The following is a 20,699-nucleotide window of genomic DNA, read 5'->3' on the forward strand; positions in this document are numbered from 1 at the left end:
TTCATCTCGCGACGCGGGACGGACCGATGACGACCGACGGGGCGCCGGTCACGGACGACAGCCGGTCGTCGAGTCGTTTAGGGTCGGGGTTCGTGTGGCCGGCCGGTGAGCAGGGGTGGGTGTGATGCCGAGTGAGATCGAGGAGACACCACTTCCGGGGGTGGGTGTCCGCTACTCGTTCGTCACGTCGAGCAACGCGCACATCTCGGTGCTGCACCATCACTCCGGGCGGCACCAGTTGTTCGTCGGGGACCCCGACGATCCCGACGCCTCCCAGCTGGTGCTCGAGTTCAATGACGCGGACAGCCGCGTGCTCGCGGAGCTTTTGGGAGCCTCGAGGGTGATCCGCGAGATCGACCGCCTTCAGCAGTCCGTCGCCGGACTGTCGATCGAGTGGCTGCGCATCCCCGAGGGCACGACAGCGGTCGGGCGCAGCATCGGCGACCTCGAGATCCGTTCCTCCACCGGCGTTACGGTCGTCGCTGCCCTGCGAAGCGGTGAAGCGCTGCCCGTCCCAGGTCCCGAGTTCCTGATCCAGAACGGCGACACCCTGGTGGTCATGGGCCGGCCCGAGGCGATCCGCCGCGCCGACGCCCTCCTGCGCGGGTGACGTGGACACCGCCACCCTGCTGCTCGAGCTCGGGGCGGTCCTACTCGTGCTGTCGGTCGCGGCGCGCGCCGCGCTGCGGGCTGGCGTCTCGCCCGTCCCGCTCTACCTGCTGATCGGGCTCGCGTTCGGCCAGGGCGGCCTGTACCCGCTGTTCACGGCTGAGTCGTTCATCGAGCCCGCCGCGCAGATCGGCGTGATCCTGCTGCTGGTCATGCTCGGGTTGGAGTACACCCCCGCCGAGCTCACCGCCGGACTGCGCGCCGGGTGGCGGCTCGCGCTGGCGGACCTGCTCGCCAACTTCACCCCCGGCCTGTTCGCCGGGCTGGCGCTGGGCTGGGGCACTGCCGCTTCGGTCGTGCTCGGCGGCGTCACCTACATCTCCTCGTCAGGCATCGCCGCCAAGCTCATCGACGACCTCGGGTGGCTGGCCAACCGCGAGACACCCCTGGTGCTTTCGCTGCTGGTGGCCGAGGACCTGGTCATGGCCGTCTACCTGCCGGTGATCGGTGCGGTCCTGGCTGGCGGCACCATCCTGGCCGTCGGCGGCTCGGTGGCCATCGCGCTGGGCGCCGCCGGGCTCGCGTTGTTCGTCGCGTTCCGGTACGGCGAGACGATCACTCGGGCGGTCGCGTCACCGTCCCGGGAGGGGCTGCTGCTGGGCGTGCTGGGCATCACCCTGGTCGTCGCCGGCCTGGCCGAGCGACTGCACATCTCCGCTGCGGTCGGCGCGTTCCTCGTCGGCATCGCCTTGTCCGGGCCGGTCCAGCGACGCATCCACGGGCTGCTCCAACCGCTGCGGGACCTGTTCGCCGCGAGCTTCTTCGTGCTGTTCGGGCTCGCGATCGACCCGCGCAACATCCCCCCGGTCCTGCTCGTCGCCGCCGCGCTCGCGGTCGTCACGGCGGCCACCAAGTTCGCGACCGTGTGGTGGGGCGCGGCACGCGCCGGCATCAGGCCTCGCGGCCGACGTCGGGCCGCCTCGGTCCTGATCGCGCGTGGGGAGTTCTCCATCGTCATCGCCGAGATCGGCGTCGCCGCCGGCATCGAGCACCGCCTCGGCGCGCTCGCCACCGCCTACGTCCTCCTGCTCGCCGTCGCCGGCCCACTCATCACCCGGTACGCCGCACGCGGACGAAGACCCACCGCCAGACCGCGGTGACGGCACGCGGGCGGTGCTACCCGGTCACGATGACCCTGGCGCGCATCCAGGGGTGGGGTGTGCAGAAGTACTCAAACTCGCCGGCCTCGGTGAACGTGTGCGACCACGAGCCGCCCGGGTTCATCAGGCCCGAGTCGAACGATCCGTCCTCCGCCGTCACCGTGTGCGCGGTGGTGTCGTCGTTCGTCCAGGTGACGGTGTCGCCGACCTTGACCTCGATCACGTTGGCCGAGTAGTCGGCAGGGTCCTCGGACGCGGCGAACTCGTCGGCCGCACCGTCGTCCTGGAAGGTGCTCGAGCCCGGCTCGATCGAGACGGTCTCAGCAGCCTCCACGTCGGCTGTCGCGTCATCCTGCGCCTCTTCGGACGCGTCCGCCGCCGACTCCGACCCTCCGGCGACCGGCGCGGCCGCGATCTCCTCGAAGATCTCGGCGTTGCCGTCTCCTTCGATGACGATGTGGCCGATGGCACCCTTGTCGAACGCACGCGACAGCGCGTGATCGACAAGCACGACCGTCTGTGGCACCTGTCCGACCAATTCGACCACGGTGCCGCCGCCGGCAGGGACCAGGGTCGTCTGCGAGCCGAGCAGTGGCGCGTTCAGCAGCGCGGCCTCCGGGTACACGGCATCCCAGTGCGAGCCGATCGGGTGGAAGCTGGAGATCAGGTTGAGTCCGGCGTTGACGAAGTAGATCCGGCTGCGCTCACCGACCCGCATGTGCAGCGCGCCGTCGTCGGTCAGCGCGCCGACCGCCCCGTTGAACACGACATGGGTCGGGACCTCGTCGCGCAGCGCCGCCCGGTCGAGGTCGGCCGCCCCGGCACCGTCGTTGGCGAGGTAGTACTCGGACTGGACCATGTACCACTCGTGGTCCACGGCGGGCAACGGGGTCTCGGGATCGACCAGGATCCCACCGAACATGCCGTGGGAGATGTGTGCGGGCACGTCCCCGTACGCGCAGTGGTACATGAAGAAGCCCGGGTACAGCAGCCGCGCCTCGATCGCCCGCGTCTCCCCGGGCGCGACCGTCGTCGCCTCCGCGCCGCCACCCTGGCCGGTCACGGCGTGGAAGTCGACGTTGTGGGGGTTGTGGTTGCCCGGAGGGTTCGTGATCGTGAAGCGCAGGACGTCACCGACCCGCGCACGGATGATCGGTCCAGGTGTGCCGACGACGAGACCGTCCGGACCGTCGACGAGCCTGTACCCCCAGGTCTCGTGCCGCGTGCCACTCGCGGGGTCGATGGTCGAGACGTTCTCCACCACCTCGAACGCCACGTCCACGACCGCGGGGGCCGAGCGCCCCACCCGGGGCGGCACGTCGGGTGCGACGGCCACGTTGACCTCGTCGGCCGGAACCGGTTCGAGCTCATCCTTGGCGACCAGCTCCGGGAGGGCCGCCCCGTTCGCCGTCCCACGACCGTCTGCGACGGATGCCGGCTGTGCTCCCGCCTCGTCGACGAGGTCCTGATACTGGTCGCGCAGATCACTCGCGATCAGGACGCCGCCGATCTGGTTCGCGACGACGAGGACCAGGATCAGCGCGACGGCGATCATGGTCAACGCGAGTGCGCGGGTCCATGGGCCGGGGGCCGCCTGCCCGATCGTGTCGTCGGCTCGCAGCTGCCCTGCCATGATCGGTCACCTCTCCATGCATCAGTGATGCGCCGGGTCCATGACGGGGGTCGCGGCGAGGCGCGCGACCAGGGCATCCCGCGCCGGCATCCACGCGTCGTGCAGAGCGCACGGAACCACCGCCGGACAGGGCTGATCACGCAGCACGCACTGGTCCGCCCGCACCGGACCCTCGGTCGCTTCGATGAGCTGCAGCACAGAGACGTCGCGCGCAGCCTCGGTCGCCTCGTACCCGCCGCGCGGGCCGGGGACCGAGCGCACCCAGCCCGCGCGCGCGAGTGGCGCGAGCACCTGTGCGAGGAACGCCGCGCTCGTGCCGACAGCATCCGCGAGGTCACCGCCCTTCTGCAGCGCGTCCTCGCGCACCAGTGCTCGCAACGCCTGCAGAGCGAGGTCGGTCCTGCGCGTGAGCTCGAGTCTCATAGTCCTAGAGTCATGAACTCAAGGACTTGGCGAAAGGGCCGGACGGCCCGGCCTGACAGGCCGTTCGACCCGCGGCCGATCTTGCGGGTGTCGGCGGCGCGCAGGACACTGACGCCGGCACCGGTGCGCCGGATGGACGGAGCGTGGCTCGTGGCCGGAACGACGAGCAGCGTCGCGCGGAGGCGCCTACGAGGCCCTCATGGTCGATGGAGCAGTGTGTCGCCTCCGCCGACATGGTCTCGGCGGAGGCCGCCTCGCTGTCCTTCCCGGTCGACTCGGAGTGCTCGCCGCCACCGTGATCGTGACCATCCCTGACCGCAGTTCCGGCGGCGGGGCCGGCTCCGGCGGGCCGAGTGCGACGGCGGTGCCGGTCCCGTCGTACAGCCGGATCCCGCCGCCGGCCGGTACCACCGGTTCGTTGAACGTCAGCCTGATCCGGGCAGGTGGGCCGGCCAGTTCCGCGCCATCTGCGGGCGTCGCCGACTCGAGCACCGCGTGGGCGTCGGCTGGCGTGGCGGTCACCAGCAGGGCTCCCATGACCAGCACACCGGTGAGCGCGACTCTGATCACCGTGGGGAGCGGCAACGCCGGTGTGGTCATGCCTCGTGCCCGGTGGCACGCATGAGCAGTCCGGCGATGAGGGCGTGCCGGTATCTGGTAGTCGATCGCGGGGGCCGGTCTGAGGGTCCGACGGCGTCAGGGATGACCAGCGAGCCGATCGGGATCGAGGCGCGTGGCCACCGCGTACGCTGCCCGTGAGCGCAAGCCCGTCCGACGACGCGGAGACGCCGTGACCGACCCCGCCGACGACGACCCCAGGATCGACGAGCTGTACACGCTGGTGCCGGGCGAGTTCACCGCCGCGCGCAACGCGCTGGTCAAGGCACTGCGCAGCGAGGGGCGGCGTGAGCTGGCGGCGGAGGTCGGCGTGCTGCGGCGCCCGACCGCGGCGGCGTGGGCCGTCAACCAGGCGGTGCGGGACCACCACGACCGCTACGCGCAGCTGCTCGAGGCCGGCGATGTCGTGCGGGTGGCGCAGCGCCGCGCGTTGTCGGGCGTCAAGCGGGGGGGCATGCGCGAGGCCGCCCGTGCCCGCCGCGATCTGATCGAGGAGCTCGCCGGCGTGGCCGTCGCGCTCCTCGACGCGCAGGGCGCAGCCGGCGACAGCCATCGCGGCGACATCGTCGCCACGTTCGACGCCGCGTCGGCCGACGCCGAGACCGCGGCCGTCGTCGGGGCCGGCCGACTGTCGCAGGCCCTGCCGGTGTCTTCCGGCTTCGGGGCGCTCGAGGGGCTGTCCGTGCTCGCCGCGGCTGCACCGGACGAGGCGGTCGCCGACGTCGTGGAGGCCGACGAGGAGGTCACCGACGAGCGACCCGATCCGGAGGAGGAGGCCCGCCAGCAGGAGGCGGCACTGGCGCGGCGCACCGCGATCCGTGCGGTCGAGGACGCCCGCCGCCAGCTCGCGGAGGCGCAGCAGACGGCAGAGCGCGCCGCGGCCGAGGCAAAGCGCGCGGACGCGCGGTGGACAACCGCGGACAAGGCGGCCGCGGCCGCGGAGGACAAGGCCCGCCGTCTGCGCGGCGAGGCCGACGAGCTCGCCGGACGTGCGGACCGTGCCCGCGCCCGAGTGGCCGACGCCGAGCGTGCCGCGGAGCAGGCCGCGGACGACCTGCGGGACCGCGAGCGGGAGCTGCAGGACCTCGATTGACCGTCGCGGCGACCGCCCCAGGCGCCGCGGTGGATCGTGGGAGAAATCTCTATCACACCGGCGTCGGGGTGCTCTGTTAGTGCATGGACCCGCGAGGGACTCGCCCGCGGAGCCACCGCGACGGATGTGATGACGATGACCACCACCGACCACCCCGCAGCAGTCCAATTGACGCGGTGCCCCGCGTGCGGTGCGCCGGCCGAGATCGAACGCCGGACGGTGCTCGAGAGCACCGACGGCCCTGTGGAGCACGCCAGGGTCCGCTGCGTGCTCCGGCACATCTTCCTGCTGCCGACCGCCGCGCTCGACCACGTCGCTGCGCCGGCGCCCGAGACCGCGCCCCGGCTCGCCCCGCGATGACGGCGGTGCGGCCGTCCGGCGCATTGCTCGTCGCAGTGGCCAGTCGTCGGCGACGGCGTCAGCCCACGTCGAGCGGCGGCACGCCGAACCCCTCCGGGGCGTCGACCAAGGCTCCCTCGAAGCGCAGCGCGACCGGCCCGGCGTGGTCGCCGTGCCGCACCACCACGTCGAGGGTGCTGTCGGGCCACCGGCACACGAACCGGTCGTGGCCGCCCTCGATCTCAGCACCGAGCAGCGACCAGAGCGCCCGCGCGGCCGCCAGGTCCGGATGCTCCAGCGTCGCGCCGAGCAGGCGCGGGGCACCTGACGTGGGTGCCGTCGCGGCGGTCCCGATCCGCCGGGCCCAGGACCGGTCGTCCTCGGGCGTCCATGCGACCTGGACGATCAGACCGCCAACCTGGGTTGGGCGCAGGAACCCCTCCCGCCACCACCGTGACATGGTCTGCACGTCGACGACGTCGTAGCCGCCGGCCCGCACGGTGTCGATCGCCGCACCGAGGTCGGCGACCTTGAGGGTCACGTGGTGGATGGTCGGGCCGAAGCGTGCGAGGAAGTCTAAGATGAAGCCGCCGTCGCCGCCCGGAGGCGGCGCGATCAGCTCGAGCTTGCCGCCACCGCGGGTGCGGACCTGGGCGATGTCGAAGCCGTCGTTGATCTCGCGTGCCACCACGCCCGCCCCGACGGTGCCACACCAGTAGGCCAGGGCGTCGTCGAGGTCGCCCACGGCCACCGCCACGTGGTCAAGCCGTGCCCGCAGCGCCTCGGCGATCATCGCACGTGCTCGTCGCCGGTGCGGCGCGGAGCCATCGGGTCCACCCTCACCATCCCTGCGGCAGCGCCTGGCCCTCGGCGAAGCCGGAGTGCGTCTGGACGCCGAGGACGGCGCGCTCGTGCAGCTGCTCCAGCGTCGCGGCCCCCGCGTACGAGCAGGCGCTGCGCACCCCGGCCGTGATCACGTCGAGGAGAACCTCGACGCCCGGACGCTGCGGGTCCAGGTACATGCGCGCCGAGGAGATGCCCTCGTCGAAGAACTGCTTGCGTGCCCGATCGAGCCCGTCGTCCCCGGAGGTGCGGCGGTCGACGGCGCGGGCCGACGCCATGCCGAAGCTCAGCTTGTAGGGCCGGCCGTCGGGGTCGTGCTCGAGGTCGCCGGGCGACTCGTGGGTCCCGACGAACCACGATCCGATCATCACGTTGCTCGCCCCGGAGGCGAGCGCCAGCGCGATGTCTCGTGGGTTGCGGATGCCGCCGTCGGCCCACACGTGCCCGCCGAGGCGACGGGCCTCCGCAGCGCAGTCGATGATGGCCGACAGTTGCGGGCGGCCGACGCCGGTCGTCAGCCTCGTCGTGCACATGGCCCCCGGGCCGACGCCGACCTTGACGATGTCGGCGCCCGCCCGGACGAGGTCCCGCACGCCCTCGACCGTGACGACGTTGCCGGCGACAACCGGTACCGCGGGATCCAGCATCCGCACCTGTGCCACCGCGTCGAGCATCCGCTCCTGGTGCCCGTGGGCAGTATCGACCACGAGGACGTCGACGCCGGCGTCGAGCAGCACCTTGGCCCGTTCCCCCACGGCCGAGCTGATGCCGATGGCCGCGCCGATGCGCAGCCGGCCGCGCGCGTCGACGGCGGGCTCGTACAGCGTCGAGCGCACCGCACCCGCACGTGTGAGCACGCCGACCAGGCGGCCCGCGGCGTCGACCACGGGGGCGACCCTCCTGCGTGCCTCGTCGAGCCGGTGGAACCCCTCGGCGGGATCGATCGAGTCGGGCACGGTGAGCACACCGGTCGACATCACGGTGTCGAGCTGGGTGAACCGGTCGACGTCGCGGCAGTCCGCCGACGTGACGATGCCCACGGGCGCGCCCGCCTCGGTGACCACGACGGCGTCGTGCGCGCGCTTGGGCAGCAGCGCGAGCGCCGCGCCGACGGTGTCGTGGCGCTCGAGGGTGATCGGAGTCTCGAACAGCACGTGACGGCGCTTGTGAGACGCGACGACCTCCGCCACGATCTCGCCCGGGATGTCCTGGGGGATGATCGCCATGCCACCCCGGCGCGCCACGGTCTCGGCCATCCGCCGTCCGGACACGGCGGTCATGTTGGCGGTGATCAGCGGGACCGTCGTGCCGCTCCCGTCGACCGTCGACAGGTCGACGTCGAGCCGCGAGCTGACGTCGGACCGGTTGGGGACCAGGAACACGTCGTCGAATGTCAGGTCGTGGTGGGGGCCGTGCCCCTGCAGGAAGCGCACCGTTCCTCGATTCTCGGGGGAACACCGCCATCCTTGCACGGCCGCTACCCGATGTATGCGGTGATGTCTACGGGCCCGAACCATGCCCGACGTACATGTCCGGCGTGCGCCCGCGCGCGGATCGCACTCTACTGTTGCGTGTGATGCACTGGTCGGGTTTTGGCATGCGCGCGGCGGCCGTGTTCCTCACGAGCGTCGTGATGTTCGCTGCGATGATCGTCATCGGCCACAGCCTCAAGATGACCAGCGAGGTCACCCCGTTCCGCCCGGCCGCCGGACGCGACCTGTCGGCGGCCGAGCCGATCGAGTCTGCCTCGGAGTGGCAGTGGCCCGACGCGAGGGTCGACCTCGGTCCGCTCCGCCACGTGGGCACCGTCCCGTCAGAGCCGACGCCCGTCGTCACCGCGGCCCCGGTGCCCGACGACAACGACGACACGGCCATCGCGAGTGCAGATACGGGAGACGCGACGACGCCGTCGGCCATCGCGAGTGCAGCTACGGGAGACGCGACGGCGCCGTCGGCCTCCGCGGGCGCGGAGCCCGACACGACGGTGGTCGCCACACCGGTCCCGTCGGGGGAACGGGGACCAGCGCCCGAGCGCGACCCCCGTTCGGTCACCAGGTCGGTCACCAGACGGGAGCCCGCATCCCACCCACAGCCGGCGCCACTGCCGGCCCCGACCTCGACGCCCACGCCGTCCTCCGATCCGGACCCCCAGCCCGTGCCGACGGAACCGGCGCCTGACCCCACCCCGTCCGAGGACGGAAGCGAGCCGGCGTCCGAGGCTGCTGACGCGTCGAGCGTCGACGCTTCCGTCAACGAACGCCCACGCCGCAGGGCCTGTCCGCCGGACCGGTCGTGCGCCTTGTCGTCTGGCTGACGCTCGGCTCCCCAGCGGCCCACGGAGCCCACGGCTCGGCGACCAGGGCAGCTGCGCCCGGCTCGCACGGCACGGTGAGCGACGAACACCGGGCTTGTGTCGGCGTGAGCCGCAACGACGCGAGCCGCAACGCGAGCCGCGATGCAGGTGCGACCGGATGCCGGGCCGGGACCGGGAGACATCAGACCTCGGCGCGTCCGCTCGCCAACGTCGACCCGCGACGTTTCCACCGCGTGGCGTTTCTGCGGTGCCCTGCCGGGTAGGCGGCGCCGGACGGACGTCGGACAGACGGGTGGTAGTGACAGCAGACCATGAGCGTGCTCGCCGGAAGGGTCTGGCTCCCCAACCACCTGCAGTGCGTCGCGAGGGGGGCTGATGGCGCTCCGGTGGGTCGCCGGCCACCCCAACGGGTTCGGCGGTTGACAGATCGGGGGGAGCCTCGCCGTCGGCGGCGCGTGTGGACCACCACCGCAGCCGTCGACGGTGAGGTGCCGATCTTCGGGCGCACCCGTCGCGCGGCTACGCCGCCGCCGCGACCGACCACAGGTCGAGCAGCAGGGACTCGACGGCCAGCGTCATCGCGACGTTGAGCTCAAGCTCCTCACGACGCGCAAACAGGGCGTCGATCGAAGTGAGCAGCGCCCGCTCCGTCAGCGCGTCGGCGTCGGCGCGCAGGCCGTCCACATCGTCGGCGTGCACCGCCTCAGCGGGGTCGCCACCGCTGCGGACCATCAGGACGTCGCGGTACCAGCCCGCCAGGTCGTCCAGCGCCGTCTGCGCCACGACCGTCTTCGCCTCGCGCTCACGCCGCGTCGCACGCTGCTCGACCTGACGCAGCACGTCGCGGGGCGGGGCGTCGCCGTAGAACTCCGACAACTGCTCGCGCTCGCGCTTCACGTCGTCGCGGACTCCTGCAACGGCACGTCTCATCTCGTCATCGAGCTCCGCCGCGGCCATGAGGGCGAATCCCGGTCCACGGTCGCGCAGCTCACGCGGGATGCTGCGGTGCCGCCGCAGGTCCTCGAGGCCCTGCGGCGTCAGCAGCGCCCGCAGGCGATCGGGCGATCCCATCGCGGCGCGCACCGCCAGGTCACGGTCCCGCTCGGAGGCTGACGACCGGGCGGACGCGAGCTCCGTCATCGTGTCACGGTCCCACGGGGACACCCGCACCTCGCGGCAGCGCGACACGATCGTGTCCGGCAGCTCCTCCGGATCGGCCAGCTCGATCACCCACACCGTCCGCGGGGGTGGCTCCTCGAGCACCTTGAGGAACGCGTTGGCCGCAGCCTCGTTCATGCGGTCGGCGTCGACCACACGCAGGACCTTGAACCTCCCCTCGGCGGCGGTCCGCGAGGCGACCTGCGTCCACGAGTCGCGGACCTCGCCGACGCGGTGCGCGGCACCGACGGGCACGAACTCCCAGTACGCGGGGTGCGCACCGCGCAGGCTGCGGACGCACGACGAGCACGTGCCGCAGCCGGTCCGCTCGACCTCGCAGTTCAGCGCCGCGGCCAGCGACCGCGCCAGCTGCTCCTGCCCGACGCCCGACGGTCCGACCACTGCCCAGGCGTGGCCGACCTGCTCGCGCTCGACCGCATCGTGCAGCACACCCGCGGTGTGCGCCTGTCCAGGGACCTGCCAGATGGTCACCCCGTCTCCTCCTCGTCCTCGTCCGGAGCACCGCCCAGCCTGGCGTCGACCGCGTCGCGCACCCGCGCCGCCACGGTGTCGACATCGCCGTCGGCGTCGACCACGACGAAGCGGTCGGGGCTGCGCTGCACGAGCTCGGCGAAGCCGTGGGCGACCTGCTCGTGGAAGGCCAGTGCCTCGCGCTCGAGCCGGTCGACCCGGCCGTCGTCGCCCGTGCGGCGGCGTGCGCGGGTCAGGCCATCTTCGACGGGCAGGTCGAGCAGGACCACCACGTCGGGCCGCGTGCCGTCGGTCGCCCAGTCGTTGACCCGGGTCACCTCGTCGATGCCCAGCCCGCGTGCGTGCCCCTGGTAGGCCAGCGAGCTGTCGAGGTAGCGGTCGGTGATGACGACCGCGCCGCGGTCGAGCGCCGGAGCGATCACCTTGGCCACGTGCTCCGCCCGCGCCGCTGCATACAGCAACGCCTCGGTGCGCTCGCCCATAGCGTCGAGACCGGTGTCGAGCAGGACGGCCCGCACCGCCTCGGCGACCGGCGTGCCCCCGGGCTCGCGCGTGCGCACGACCTCGAAGCCGCGGTCGCGCAGATGGTCAGCCAGCCGCGCGGCCTGCGTCGACTTGCCGGCACCCTCGACACCCTCGAAGGCGATCAGGTGCCCCCTGGTGACCGCCGCCGGCGACCGGGGTGCGGCCTCCGACGGTCCCGCCGCCCGCCAGATCGCTCGCGCCGACCGCAGCGAGGACCACAGCGCGACCAGGCCGCCCAGCAACATCGTGATCCGCGGTCCCGACAGCGCGAACTGCGCGTCGGCCTCGCCGGTGCCCGAGATGCCGATGTTGATGACCTCGATGGAACCGGCGAGGAACGGCGCGAGGCCGAGCGCTGCGAATGTCGCCACGCGCGTGCCGGTGTAGAACGCGGCGAACGTGCGCCCGCGGCTCTCGTCCGCGGTGTAGGTGTGCAGCAGCGTGTAACCCGTGACGACCGTCAACCCGGCGGCGGCACCCAGCGTGGCGCCGAGGCCGAGCGCGACGAGCCACTGCATGTTGATCGCCAGCGCCGTGGCGACCAGGGACGTCACGACCAGGACGACGGGGTACACGCGCTCGGTGCGGAACCGGTTCGTCACGAACGGCACCGACACGATGCCGACGATCAGGCCCGCACCGACGAACGTCAACATCGTGAACCAGTCGTCGTCCGGACGCCCGAGCGTGCGGGAGACGAAGACCGGCCCGATGGCGACAATGATCCCGGCACCGAAGAACACCCCGGTCACGCCCGTCACCAGCTCGTACACGAGCGGCTGGTCGGCGATGGCCCGCAACCCCTCGCGGACCTGACCGAGGATGCCCGGCGCCTCCTCGGCGCCGGCCGCAACCGCCGCCGCCCGCGCCGCGTCCTCTGGCGCGTGGATGGAGCGGACCAGCAGCGCCGAGATGAAGAAGGTCATCCCGTCGAGCACCAGCACCGTCGGCACCGCTTCGAGCTCGAGGCCGGCCTGCTGCAGGATCGACACCAGCCCGACCATCGCGGCGGCCAGGGCTGCCCCGAACGGCAGCGGGCCGTACGTGACCAGGAAGTTCAGCTGGTTGGCCTGCGTTAGCTCCGAGGGCTCGACCAGCGACGGGAGCATGGCGTCCTTGGCGGACATGAACAGCAGCGCCAGCGTCTCGATCAGGAACGTCAGCGCGAAGATCGCCACCAGGTCCCCGGAGAAGGCCATCACGCAGAACAGCACACCGCGCGCGATGTCGACAGCGACCATCATACGGCGCCGTGGGTAGCGGTCGGCCAGCACGCCGGCGACCGGGCCGATCAGCAGGCTGGGCAGCAACCGCGCCATCATGATGCCGCCCAGGCCGAACAGCTCGACACGGCTGCTCTCGGCCACGCTGGTGACGAGGATCTGCAGCGCGAACAACCCGGCCCAGTCCCCCAGGCTCGTGATCAACGCGGCGAAGAACCAGAGCCGGTAGTTGCGTTTGGCGAGCAGTGCCCGGTACGACGCGACCGTTGCCGGGTTGCGCAGGTACCTCGGGTCGGTCTGCCCGGCCCCGTCGATCGCTGGACCGGCAGCCATGTCGTCCGGTTGCTCCTCTCGCGACGCCAGCGGCTGCGCTGTCCCAGCAGGGTACTGTCGCCACGGCTGCGCTGTCCCGGCAGGGTACTGTCGCCGCGGCCCGAGGTGTGCCGGCGGGACCGGACATCCCCCACAGCCACCACCTGCGTTGACGTGCCGTCGACCCGGATCATGGCCGACAGCCGCCTGAGCTGCGACGCAGAGCACGAGCGCCGCCGTGACGGGCGTCGACGCACTCCACCGCGAGCGACGGACGTCTACACCGAGCTCCTGGCACAGATCGAGCAACGGGTGCTGTGGCTGGCGGTGCGCATGGTCGACGTGGCCAACGCAGGCGACGCCGGCGGCATCAAGGTCCGTGGACACCAGGCCTCGGGCATCGATGGTGTCGCTGATGACCGCGCTGTGGTTCGGCCACCCGCGCCGCGACGACAAGGTCGCGATCAAGCCCCACGCCTCGCCGGTGTACCACGCGATCACGTAGCCGACGGGCGAGCTGGACTGCAACTACCTCACGCGGCTGCGCCGCCGCGGCGGCCTGCAGGCCTATCCGTCGCGGACGAAGGATCCCGACGTCGCCGACTTCTCGACCGGGGTCGGTCGGCCTGGGCGCCGTGGCACCGCTGTTCTCGGCGGCGACCCGCCGCTACGTCGACCGCCACTTCGGCGCGCTGCCGTCGGCGCGCTGCATCGCCACCATCGGCGACGCCGAGCGCGACGAGGGCAATGTGTGGGAGGCGATCGCCGACCCCGTCACCGCCGGGTTCGGCAACGTCACGCTGATCGTCGACCTCAACTGCCAGAGCCTCGACCGGGTCGTGCCCGGCATCGCCTCGGCCAGGCTGCAGCGGTTCTTCGCGGACGCGGGATGGCACGTCGTCCACCGGGCGTCACGTCGAGCTCGGGATCTCCGAGATGAACCTGTTCCTGCTGCTCGGCCAGCTCGGCCTGGCCCATGAGCACCACGGCGAGCTGCTCTGCCGATCGGCACCGTCTCGACCCATTCGTGCTGCGCGGCCTCGATGCGTTCGTCTACTCGCTGTACAGCGACGCGCGCCTCATCGTCGCCGGTACGCCGTCAGGGGTGACGCTGGCGCCCGAGGCGGCGCTCACCAGTCGACGATCACCGCGTCGGTCGGCATCGAGCTGCCCGGTGTCGTGTTCGCCGAGCCAAGCTACGCCCGCGAGGTCGACTGGCTGCAGTGCGACGGGCGTGCCCGGCTGATGGCCGACGACGGCGAGAGCCTGTCCCTGCGCCTGTCGACCCGCCCGCTCGATCAGGATCCGGTCCGCCGGGCGATCGAGCGGGCCGGCGAGGACGCGCTGCGCGCCGCGGTGCTCGCCGGCGCCTACCACCTCATCGAGCCCCGCACGGGCGCCCTGCCGTCGATCTGATCGTCAGCGGCGCGGTCGTCCCGGAGGCGGTCGCAGCCGCCACCGAGCTCGACGCCGAGGGCGTGGACACGTCCGTCGTGGTGGTGACCAGCGCCGTCCGGCTGTACCGCGGCTGGCAGTCGACGGTGCGTTCGGCCACGGTCGGCGCGACGACGGACGTCCGGCCCGCTCACCTGGAGGACCTGCTCGGGCGGCGCAGCGCGCCGATCGTGTCCGCCCATGACGCGTCGGCACATCCGCTCACCTGGATCAGCTCCGCCGTCGGCGCGCCCCAGATCCCGCTCGGCGTCGAGCGCTTCGGGGAGTCCGGCCGATCGCAGACCGTACGACCTGACCGGCATCAGCGCGGCGCACATGGTCAACGCGGCGCTGCTGGCGGTGGACCGGGAGTCGTCCCGACGGACGTCCGCCTACATCACATGATGCGTTACGCTGGCCGAAGAGCAACCCGGTGACGCGCGGGCCGCATCCCCCTCCACACCGGCGCGGGCGACGGGCGGGGTCACAGGTGTGACCTGAAGCAGCCGGGTGGTAGGCCGTCCGACATGACACGAGCAGGACACGCGGTCCCGCAGCCGCATGGGCTCGACGCTGCACTGGGCGGCGTGCGCGGCGCCATGGCGACCCTGGATCACTATCGCACCACGCAGGGCACCAACGCCCAGGGCGGCGACCCGGCGCACCACGCCAGCCCCGACCTGCTGATCCGCCACACGGTCAACTACCTGCTCGCCGCCGAGGTCGCCGAGGAGGTCACCACCGATGGGCCCGTGCTCGACATCGGCAGCGGCGTCGGCGTGTTCTCCGTCTGGCTGGCCCGCCGCCTCGGGCGGGCCTTGCACCTGGTCGACCACGACGAGGACGTGCTGCAGCTCGCCCGCCGCTCGTTCGGCGACGTGATGACGCACACCGACGTCGCCGATGCGCCGCGTGCCGCGGTGGTGACGGCGATGGAGGTGCTCGAGCACGTCCGCTACCAGGACCAGGACGCGTTTGTACGGGCCATGCTCGAGCGGGTGGTCGCCGGCGGCGTGCTGGTGTGCTCGACGCCGGACGAGCGGCAGTACGTAGGCGGCTGGTCTGGCTACGCGCCGCACGTCGGGACGTTGGACCCCACCAGTCTGCGCACGCTGCTCCACAACGCCTGCGGGTTACCGGTCGACGTGTGGCGGATCGACGGCCCGGGCTTCCGGCTGGGGCTCGTGCAGCGTGTCGGCGAGCCGATTGTCAACCGGGTGTGGGGCCTGGTGCAGGCGCGAATGCCCGGCCTGGTCAACCGCGTCGCCGGCGCGCTCGGCCGCCGGCGACGGCGAGGGGGCGACGCGTTCGAACCCGGCCCGCCCGACGACGCCTTCACGGTCACGCCAGCCGAGGCCTCGACGGGTCCCGGCACGGGCCTGCTGGCCGTCGTGCACGTCCCCCCCACCTGACGGCCACAACCTGGGGACGCCCCCCAACACCGAGCCGTCAACGCGTCCCCACAGCGGACCCGACACACAACCTGGGGACGCCCTCCAACACCGAGCCGTCAACGCGTCCCCACAGCGGACCCGACACACAACCCGGGGACGCCCCCCAACACCGAGCCGTCAACGCGCCCCACAGCGGACCCGACACACAACCCGGGGACGCCCCCCAACACCGAGCCGTCAATACGTCCCCACAGCGGACCCGACAACAGCCTGGGGCAGCAGTCAACGCAGATCCGCCCGCACGTCCCCAGGAGCGACAGCTCGCCCGCTCGACGCAGGACCGCGTCCGCTCGACGACGGGGTCAGGCGGCCGCTGTCTCGTCGCGGCCGGGGACGAACTCGGTGGTCTCGGCCCGTGGTGGGTTGGCGTCGACCGGCGTCTTCTCACCGCATTGGGCGCACGTGCCGACAGGGTTCTTCGCGTTCTTGCGCGGCGGCTTGAGTGGACCGCCGCAGTTGGGGCACGGCTGCGCCAGCGGCTGGGTCCACATCGCGAAGTCGCAGTCCGGGTAGCGGTTGCAGCCGTAGAACGGCTTGCCGTACCGGCTGCGGCGCTCGGTCAGCTGCCCAAGCCCACACTTCGGGCAGTCGAAGCCGATGTGCTTCTCGACGTTGACGATGCCCTTGCACGTCGGGTAGTCCTGGCAGCCGTAGAACGGCCCGTAGCGTCCCTCCCGGCGGACCATCGGCTTGCCGCACTCGGGGCACCGGACGCTCGCGTCGGGCCGCAGCTCCTCGATCGTAGTGACGTTGCCCTCGGCATCGAGCGGCAGCGTCCCGTCGCACTCCGGCCACCGGCTGCACGACGCGAACCACTGCCGCGACTTGCCGCTGAAGACCTTGTCCATCGGCGCGCCGCACGTCGGGCAGCTCGCGCCCTCCAGCGGCAACCGCGGACGCTCGGGCTTGCGGTCGGCGATCCAGTCGTCGACCTCGTCCAGGAAGTCGCGCACCATCGGACCCCACGCCTGACTGCCGGCGGCGATCTCATCGAGCTCGTCCTCCATGCGGGCGGTGAAGCTGGTGTCGACGACCTCCGCGAAGTGCTGCTTGAGGTAGGCGGTGACGACCTCGCCGAGCGCGGTCGGGAAGAATCGGCGGGCCTCGAGACGGACGTACTCGCGGTTGAGCAGCGTCTGGATGATCGACGCGTACGTCGACGGGCGACCGATGCCTTCAGACTCCAGCGCCTTGACCAGGCTCGACCCGGTGTAGCGTGGCGGCGGCGATGTGAAGTGCTGCTCGCCGCGCACACCGACCAGCGCCAGCGTCTGACCGTCGGCCAGGTCGGGCAGTGCGGCGGTGACCTCGTCACTGCTCTCGTCGTCGGTGCCCTCGACGTACACGGCGATGAAGCCGTCGAACTTCAGGATCCGACCGGTGATGCGGTAGATCAGCTCCGTCAATTGCCCATCCGCCGGCGTCGCCGGCGCGCCCTCCCCAGGGTCCGCGCCGTCCCGGTCCGTGGTCGAGCCGACGATGTCGGCGCGCACCGAGTCGTAGATCGCCGGCGCCATCTGGGTGGCGACGGTGCGCTTCCAGACCAGCTCGTACAGCGCGAGCTGGTCCCGGTCGAGGTAGCGGGCGACCTGGGCGGGCCGACGCATCGCGCTGGTGGGCCGGATTGCCTCGTGCGCCTCCTGGGCGTTCTTGCTCGTGCCCGAGTAGCGGCGGGGCGCGTCCAACGCGTAGCGGACCCCGTAGTCGGTCCTCACCAGCTCCGACAGCTCGGCCAGCGCTGTGTTGGACAGGTTCGTCGAGTCGGTCCGCATGTAGGAGATCAGACCAGTGGGGCCCTCCGCGCCGAGCGCGATGCCCTCGTACAGTTGCTGGGCGACCCGCATGGTGCGTCCCGGGGCGAAGCCCAGCTTGCGCTCCGCCTCCTGCTGCAGCGTCGAGGTGGTGAACGGCGGTGCCGGGTTCTTCTTCGTCTCGCGCCGCGTGACGTCGGTGACCGTCCACCCGTCGACCGCCCGAGTCAGGCCCTCGAGGTGTCGTGCCTGCGCAACGTCGCGGATGACCCGCAGCGTGCCGGTGCGGTCGCGCTCCACGGCCTCGTCGTACTTCTTCGGGTCGGTGATCCGCTGCCCGTCGACGCTGTGCAGCTCCGACGCGAACGCGGTGCCCTCACGGTCGAAGTCACCGTGCAGGCTCCAGTACTCCTGCGCGACGAACCGCCGGATCTGGTCCTCGCGGTCGACGATCATGCGCAGTGCAACGGACTGCACGCGACCGGCTGAGATCCCGCTGGCGACGTTGCGCCACAGGGTCGGCGACACGCGGTACCCGACGATCCGGTCGACTGCGCGGCGCGCCTGCTGGGCGTCCACGAGGTGCTGGTCGATCCGGCGCGGCTGGTCGAACGCCGCCAGCACGGCGTCACGCGTGATCTCGCTGAACACCACGCGGTTCTCGTTCGACGTGTCGATGTCGGCGACCTCGGCGACGTGCCAGGCGATCGCCTCTCCCTCGCGGTCGAGGTCGGTCGCGAGGAAGACCCGGTCGGCGTCCCTGGCCGCTCGACGGATCGACGTCACCACCTTGGACGAGCCCTTCGGCACCTCGTAGCGCAGGGAGACGTTGTCGGTGGACGTGTCGACGGCGAAGTCGCTGCGCGGCAGGTCACGGATGTGACCGACCGACGCCAGCACCTTGTAGCTGCCGCCGAGGTACTTCTCGATCGTCTTCGCCTTGGCCGGCGACTCGACGATGACCAGGTTCTTCGCCACTCCAACTCCCACCGTTCTGCTTCCGGGTCGCGCGCTGCATGCAGTGCTCGCGTCCACCCCGAGGGCTCCCGACCGACCCGACGGGCCCGGCTGCTCTCCTCTACCACTCCTACACGGCGCACCGAGCGTTGCACAACCCTCACGTTGCGCTCGGCGGTGTAGCGCACCACCTTGGCGTGTGGTGCCACACCCCGCACTCAGGGATCCACAGACACCGGTGTCGGGACCGCTCCGATCCGCTCCTCGTGCGTCGCCAGGGCGTATCTGTCGGTCATGCCCGCGACGTAGTCGGCCACCTGCCGCAGTCGGTCAGCGTCGTGCTCGCGATAGGTGTCGGGGATGTGCTCGGGATGCTCCAGGTGATACTCGACCAGTCGGCGTGTCACCGCCGTGGCGGCCTCCTTGTGGTCGGCGAGCCGCTCGTTGAGGTAGACGCGCTCGAACATGAACGCACGGAGATCGTGCATCATTCCCGCCATCTCGGGCTCCATGCCGAGCTCGTCGGTATCGAGAGTGTGGTCGACCACGGCGCGCAGTAGCTGACCGATCCAGGCGCCCCCTGGTGGACCGAGGCGCGCGACCACGCCCGCAGGCAGCTCATCGGTCGTGAGCAGCCCGGCACGCACGGCGTCACGCGCGTCGTGGGTGAGGTACGCGATGCGATCGGCCCACCGCACGCAGATCGCCTCGGGTGTCGACGGCGCCGGTGTGATCCGCCACGTGTGCGCGCGGATGCCGTCGCGGACCTCCCACGTCAGGTTCACAGGCTCGAGCGTCTCGTAGATGCGGACCCCCTGGGCACCGTGCTGCCAGCCGGGGATGAACCCGGCCAGCACGTCCTCGCCGGCGTGGCCGAACGGGGTGTGGCCGACGTCGTGGCCGATGGCGATCGCCTCGATCAGTGGCTCGTTGAGTGCCAGCGCCGCACCCAGCGACCTCGCGACCTGCGTAACCTGCAGCGCATGGGTCAGCCGGGTGACGTAGTGGTCACCGTCAGGATCGATGAACACCTGCGTCTTGTGGCGCAGCCGCCGGAACGCCTTGGAGTGCAGGATCCGGTCGCGATCGACCTCGAAGCACGTGCGTTCGGCATCCGGCGGCTCCGAAACGTCCCGGCCTCGCGAACGGCGCGACCTCGTAGCCGCTGGTGCCAGTTGTTCTTCCTGCACCTGCCGGATCGACCGATCGCGGTACATGTACTGAGCAGGCATGATGGGCCGAGCCTATGCCCACCACCGGCGGGCGCGCGTCCGACAGAGCAGGAACGCGCCGGGGTGGCCGGCCAGTACCGTCCGGGAGCGCAGCCGGGAGGCGCTCCACGTGACAACGCAGGCGCAGCGTGTCGACAGGCAGAGAGGCGGGTGAGCTCGTGGTCCTCCGCGGACGCGCCCGAGCCCGACCAGCCGCCGACGCGGCGACAGCCTGCCACGCCGCCGCGGTCAGCAAGGTGTACGGCTCCCGCGAGACGGCGGTCCACGCGCTCCGCGACGTCACGCTCACCATCCCACGCGCCGCATTCACCGCGATCATGGGACCCTCCGGGTCGGGCAAGTCGACGTTGCTGCACTGCCTCGCCGCCCTCGACGCGCCGACGTCGGGACGGGTCTTCCTAGGTGGCACGGAGCTGACGGCGCTCAGCCGGCGTCAGCAGGCACAGGTCCGTCGCGACCGCATCGGGTTCGTGTTCCAGTCGTTCAACCTGGTGCCCACGCTCGACACGCTCGAGAACATCACGCTGCCGCAGCTGCTGGCCGGCCGGCGGCCGGACCGGGTGTGGCTGCATCACGTGATTTCGCGCGTCGGTCTGGGAGACCGCCTGCACCATCGGCCGAGTGAGCTCTCGGGCGGCCAGCAGCAGCGGATCGCCCTTGCGCGGGCGCTCGCCGGACGGCCGGAGGTGATCTTCGCCGACGAACCGACCGGTAATCTCGACACGACGGCAAGCCGCGAGATGCTTACACTCCTGCGCGACGCCGTGGATCAGTTCGATCAGACGGTGGTGACGGTCACCCACGATCCGTCGATCGCCAGCTACGCCGACGAGATCCTGTACTTCTCGGACGGGCAGGTGATCGACCGGACCGACCGGCCGGTTGCCGACCACGAGTTCGACCGGCCGCGGCAGGAGCAGGGCGTCGAGAGCGGCAACGGACGCCCCGACTATAGGCTTCCGGCACCACGACGAGCAGATGGGCAGCAGACCATGCGGAGTCGAAGGAGACGACAGCCTGAGCAGCCCGCGCCGGGCCGGCCGATGGTGGGGTCCGACGACGAGGTCGAGGTCGCACGTCAGGAACGTTGGCTGCAGCGGATCCGCGAGCAGTTCGAGGCCGAGTACTC

General features: G+C 71.6%; 16 protein-coding genes. 8 read left to right on the plus strand and 8 right to left on the minus strand.

Annotation, left to right across the window (positions count from 1 at the left end):
- Positions 1 to 124 precede the first annotated feature (124 nt).
- Positions 125 to 610 carry a cation:proton antiporter regulatory subunit gene (locus tag VK923_18355; GenBank protein ID HSJ46645.1) on the plus strand — a complete coding sequence of 162 codons (486 nt, stop codon included), beginning with the start codon at positions 125 to 127 and terminating at the stop codon, positions 608 to 610.
- Between the two features lies 1 nt (position 611).
- Positions 612 to 1,769 carry a cation:proton antiporter gene (locus VK923_18360; GenBank protein ID HSJ46646.1) on the plus strand — a complete coding sequence of 386 codons (1,158 nt, stop codon included), beginning with the start codon at positions 612 to 614 and terminating at the stop codon, positions 1,767 to 1,769.
- Between the two features lie 16 nt (positions 1,770 to 1,785).
- Here VK923_18360 and VK923_18365 read toward each other — a convergent pair whose 3' ends face one another.
- Positions 1,786 to 3,402, minus strand: coding sequence for a plastocyanin/azurin family copper-binding protein (locus VK923_18365; GenBank protein HSJ46647.1), 1,617 nt, complete (start codon positions 3,400 to 3,402; stop codon positions 1,786 to 1,788).
- Between the two features lie 21 nt (positions 3,403 to 3,423).
- Entirely contained in the window at positions 3,424 to 3,825 is a 402-nt protein-coding gene (locus tag VK923_18370; protein HSJ46648.1) for an Rrf2 family transcriptional regulator, read from the minus strand.
- Between the two features lie 790 nt (positions 3,826 to 4,615).
- Between VK923_18370 and VK923_18375 the strand changes: the two genes are divergently transcribed.
- The gene (locus tag VK923_18375) at positions 4,616 to 5,536 is read left to right on the plus strand and encodes a hypothetical protein (GenBank protein HSJ46649.1); all 921 of its coding nucleotides are present in this window, start codon (positions 4,616 to 4,618) and stop codon (positions 5,534 to 5,536) included.
- A 135-nt stretch (positions 5,537 to 5,671) separates the two neighbouring features.
- Complete coding sequence (locus VK923_18380; GenBank protein ID HSJ46650.1) at positions 5,672 to 5,896, plus strand: hypothetical protein; 225 nt, start codon at positions 5,672 to 5,674, stop codon at positions 5,894 to 5,896.
- Positions 5,897 to 5,954: 58 nt separating this feature from the next.
- Here VK923_18380 and VK923_18385 read toward each other — a convergent pair whose 3' ends face one another.
- The 4 genes from VK923_18385 to tmk all read right to left on the minus strand — a co-directional run bounded on the left by VK923_18385 (position 5,955) and on the right by tmk (position 12,763).
- Positions 5,955 to 6,668 (minus strand): VOC family protein, encoded by a 714-nt coding sequence (locus tag VK923_18385; protein HSJ46651.1) that lies wholly within the window; start codon positions 6,666 to 6,668, stop codon positions 5,955 to 5,957.
- A 46-nt stretch (positions 6,669 to 6,714) separates the two neighbouring features.
- Entirely contained in the window at positions 6,715 to 8,151 is a 1,437-nt protein-coding gene (locus VK923_18390; protein ID HSJ46652.1) for a GuaB1 family IMP dehydrogenase-related protein, read from the minus strand.
- Between the two features lie 1,400 nt (positions 8,152 to 9,551).
- A complete protein-coding gene (locus tag VK923_18395; protein HSJ46653.1) occupies positions 9,552 to 10,682 on the minus strand; it encodes a hypothetical protein in 1,131 nt (376 codons plus the stop codon).
- Complete coding sequence (tmk, locus tag VK923_18400; protein HSJ46654.1) at positions 10,679 to 12,763, minus strand: dTMP kinase; 2,085 nt, start codon at positions 12,761 to 12,763, stop codon at positions 10,679 to 10,681. The genes VK923_18395 and tmk overlap by 4 nt, the downstream gene beginning before the upstream one ends.
- A 614-nt stretch (positions 12,764 to 13,377) precedes the next feature.
- Between tmk and VK923_18405 the strand changes: the two genes are divergently transcribed.
- The 3 genes from VK923_18405 (at position 13,378) to VK923_18415 (ending at position 15,588) form a co-directional block, all read left to right on the plus strand.
- Positions 13,378 to 13,722, plus strand: a complete 345-nt coding sequence (locus tag VK923_18405; protein HSJ46655.1) for a hypothetical protein — start codon at positions 13,378 to 13,380, stop codon at positions 13,720 to 13,722.
- 199 nt (positions 13,723 to 13,921) lie between these two features.
- Positions 13,922 to 14,158 (plus strand): hypothetical protein, encoded by a 237-nt coding sequence (locus tag VK923_18410; protein ID HSJ46656.1) that lies wholly within the window; start codon positions 13,922 to 13,924, stop codon positions 14,156 to 14,158.
- Between the two features lie 545 nt (positions 14,159 to 14,703).
- Positions 14,704 to 15,588: a class I SAM-dependent methyltransferase gene (locus tag VK923_18415; GenBank protein HSJ46657.1), complete on the plus strand. Its 885-nt coding sequence runs from the start codon at positions 14,704 to 14,706 to the stop codon at positions 15,586 to 15,588.
- Between the two features lie 344 nt (positions 15,589 to 15,932).
- Here VK923_18415 and topA read toward each other — a convergent pair whose 3' ends face one another.
- Together topA and VK923_18425 are read right to left on the minus strand one after the other, a co-directional pair.
- Positions 15,933 to 18,359 (minus strand): type I DNA topoisomerase, encoded by a 2,427-nt coding sequence (gene topA, locus VK923_18420; protein HSJ46658.1) that lies wholly within the window; start codon positions 18,357 to 18,359, stop codon positions 15,933 to 15,935.
- Positions 18,360 to 18,556: 197 nt separating this feature from the next.
- Positions 18,557 to 19,528: an HD domain-containing protein gene (locus VK923_18425; GenBank protein ID HSJ46659.1), complete on the minus strand. Its 972-nt coding sequence runs from the start codon at positions 19,526 to 19,528 to the stop codon at positions 18,557 to 18,559.
- 170 nt (positions 19,529 to 19,698) lie between these two features.
- On the opposite strand from VK923_18425, the gene VK923_18430 reads away from it, so the two are divergent.
- Positions 19,699 to 20,699: ATP-binding cassette domain-containing protein (locus VK923_18430; GenBank protein HSJ46660.1), on the plus strand; the 1,001-nt coding region annotated here is incomplete at its 3' end.

This window comes from Euzebyales bacterium (assembly GCA_035461305.1).
In the GTDB taxonomy this organism is placed as follows: domain Bacteria; phylum Actinomycetota; class Nitriliruptoria; order Euzebyales; family JAHELV01; genus JAHELV01.

What these genes read in the sequence shown, in the direction of transcription:
- VK923_18355 (HSJ46645.1), top strand. Translation starts at nt 125, where the DNA reads ATGCCGAGTGAGATCGAGGAGACACCACTTCCGGGGGTGGGTGTCCGC.
- VK923_18365 (HSJ46647.1), bottom strand. Translation starts at nt 3,402, where the DNA reads ATGGCAGGGCAGCTGCGAGCCGACGACACGATCGGGCAGGCGGCCCCC.
- VK923_18370 (HSJ46648.1), bottom strand. Translation starts at nt 3,825, where the DNA reads ATGAGACTCGAGCTCACGCGCAGGACCGACCTCGCTCTGCAGGCGTTG.
- VK923_18380 (HSJ46650.1), top strand. Translation starts at nt 5,672, where the DNA reads ATGACCACCACCGACCACCCCGCAGCAGTCCAATTGACGCGGTGCCCC.
- VK923_18385 (HSJ46651.1), bottom strand. Translation starts at nt 6,668, where the DNA reads ATGATCGCCGAGGCGCTGCGGGCACGGCTTGACCACGTGGCGGTGGCC.
- tmk (HSJ46654.1), bottom strand. Translation starts at nt 12,763, where the DNA reads ATGGCTGCCGGTCCAGCGATCGACGGGGCCGGGCAGACCGACCCGAGG.
- VK923_18415 (HSJ46657.1), top strand. Translation starts at nt 14,704, where the DNA reads ATGACACGAGCAGGACACGCGGTCCCGCAGCCGCATGGGCTCGACGCT.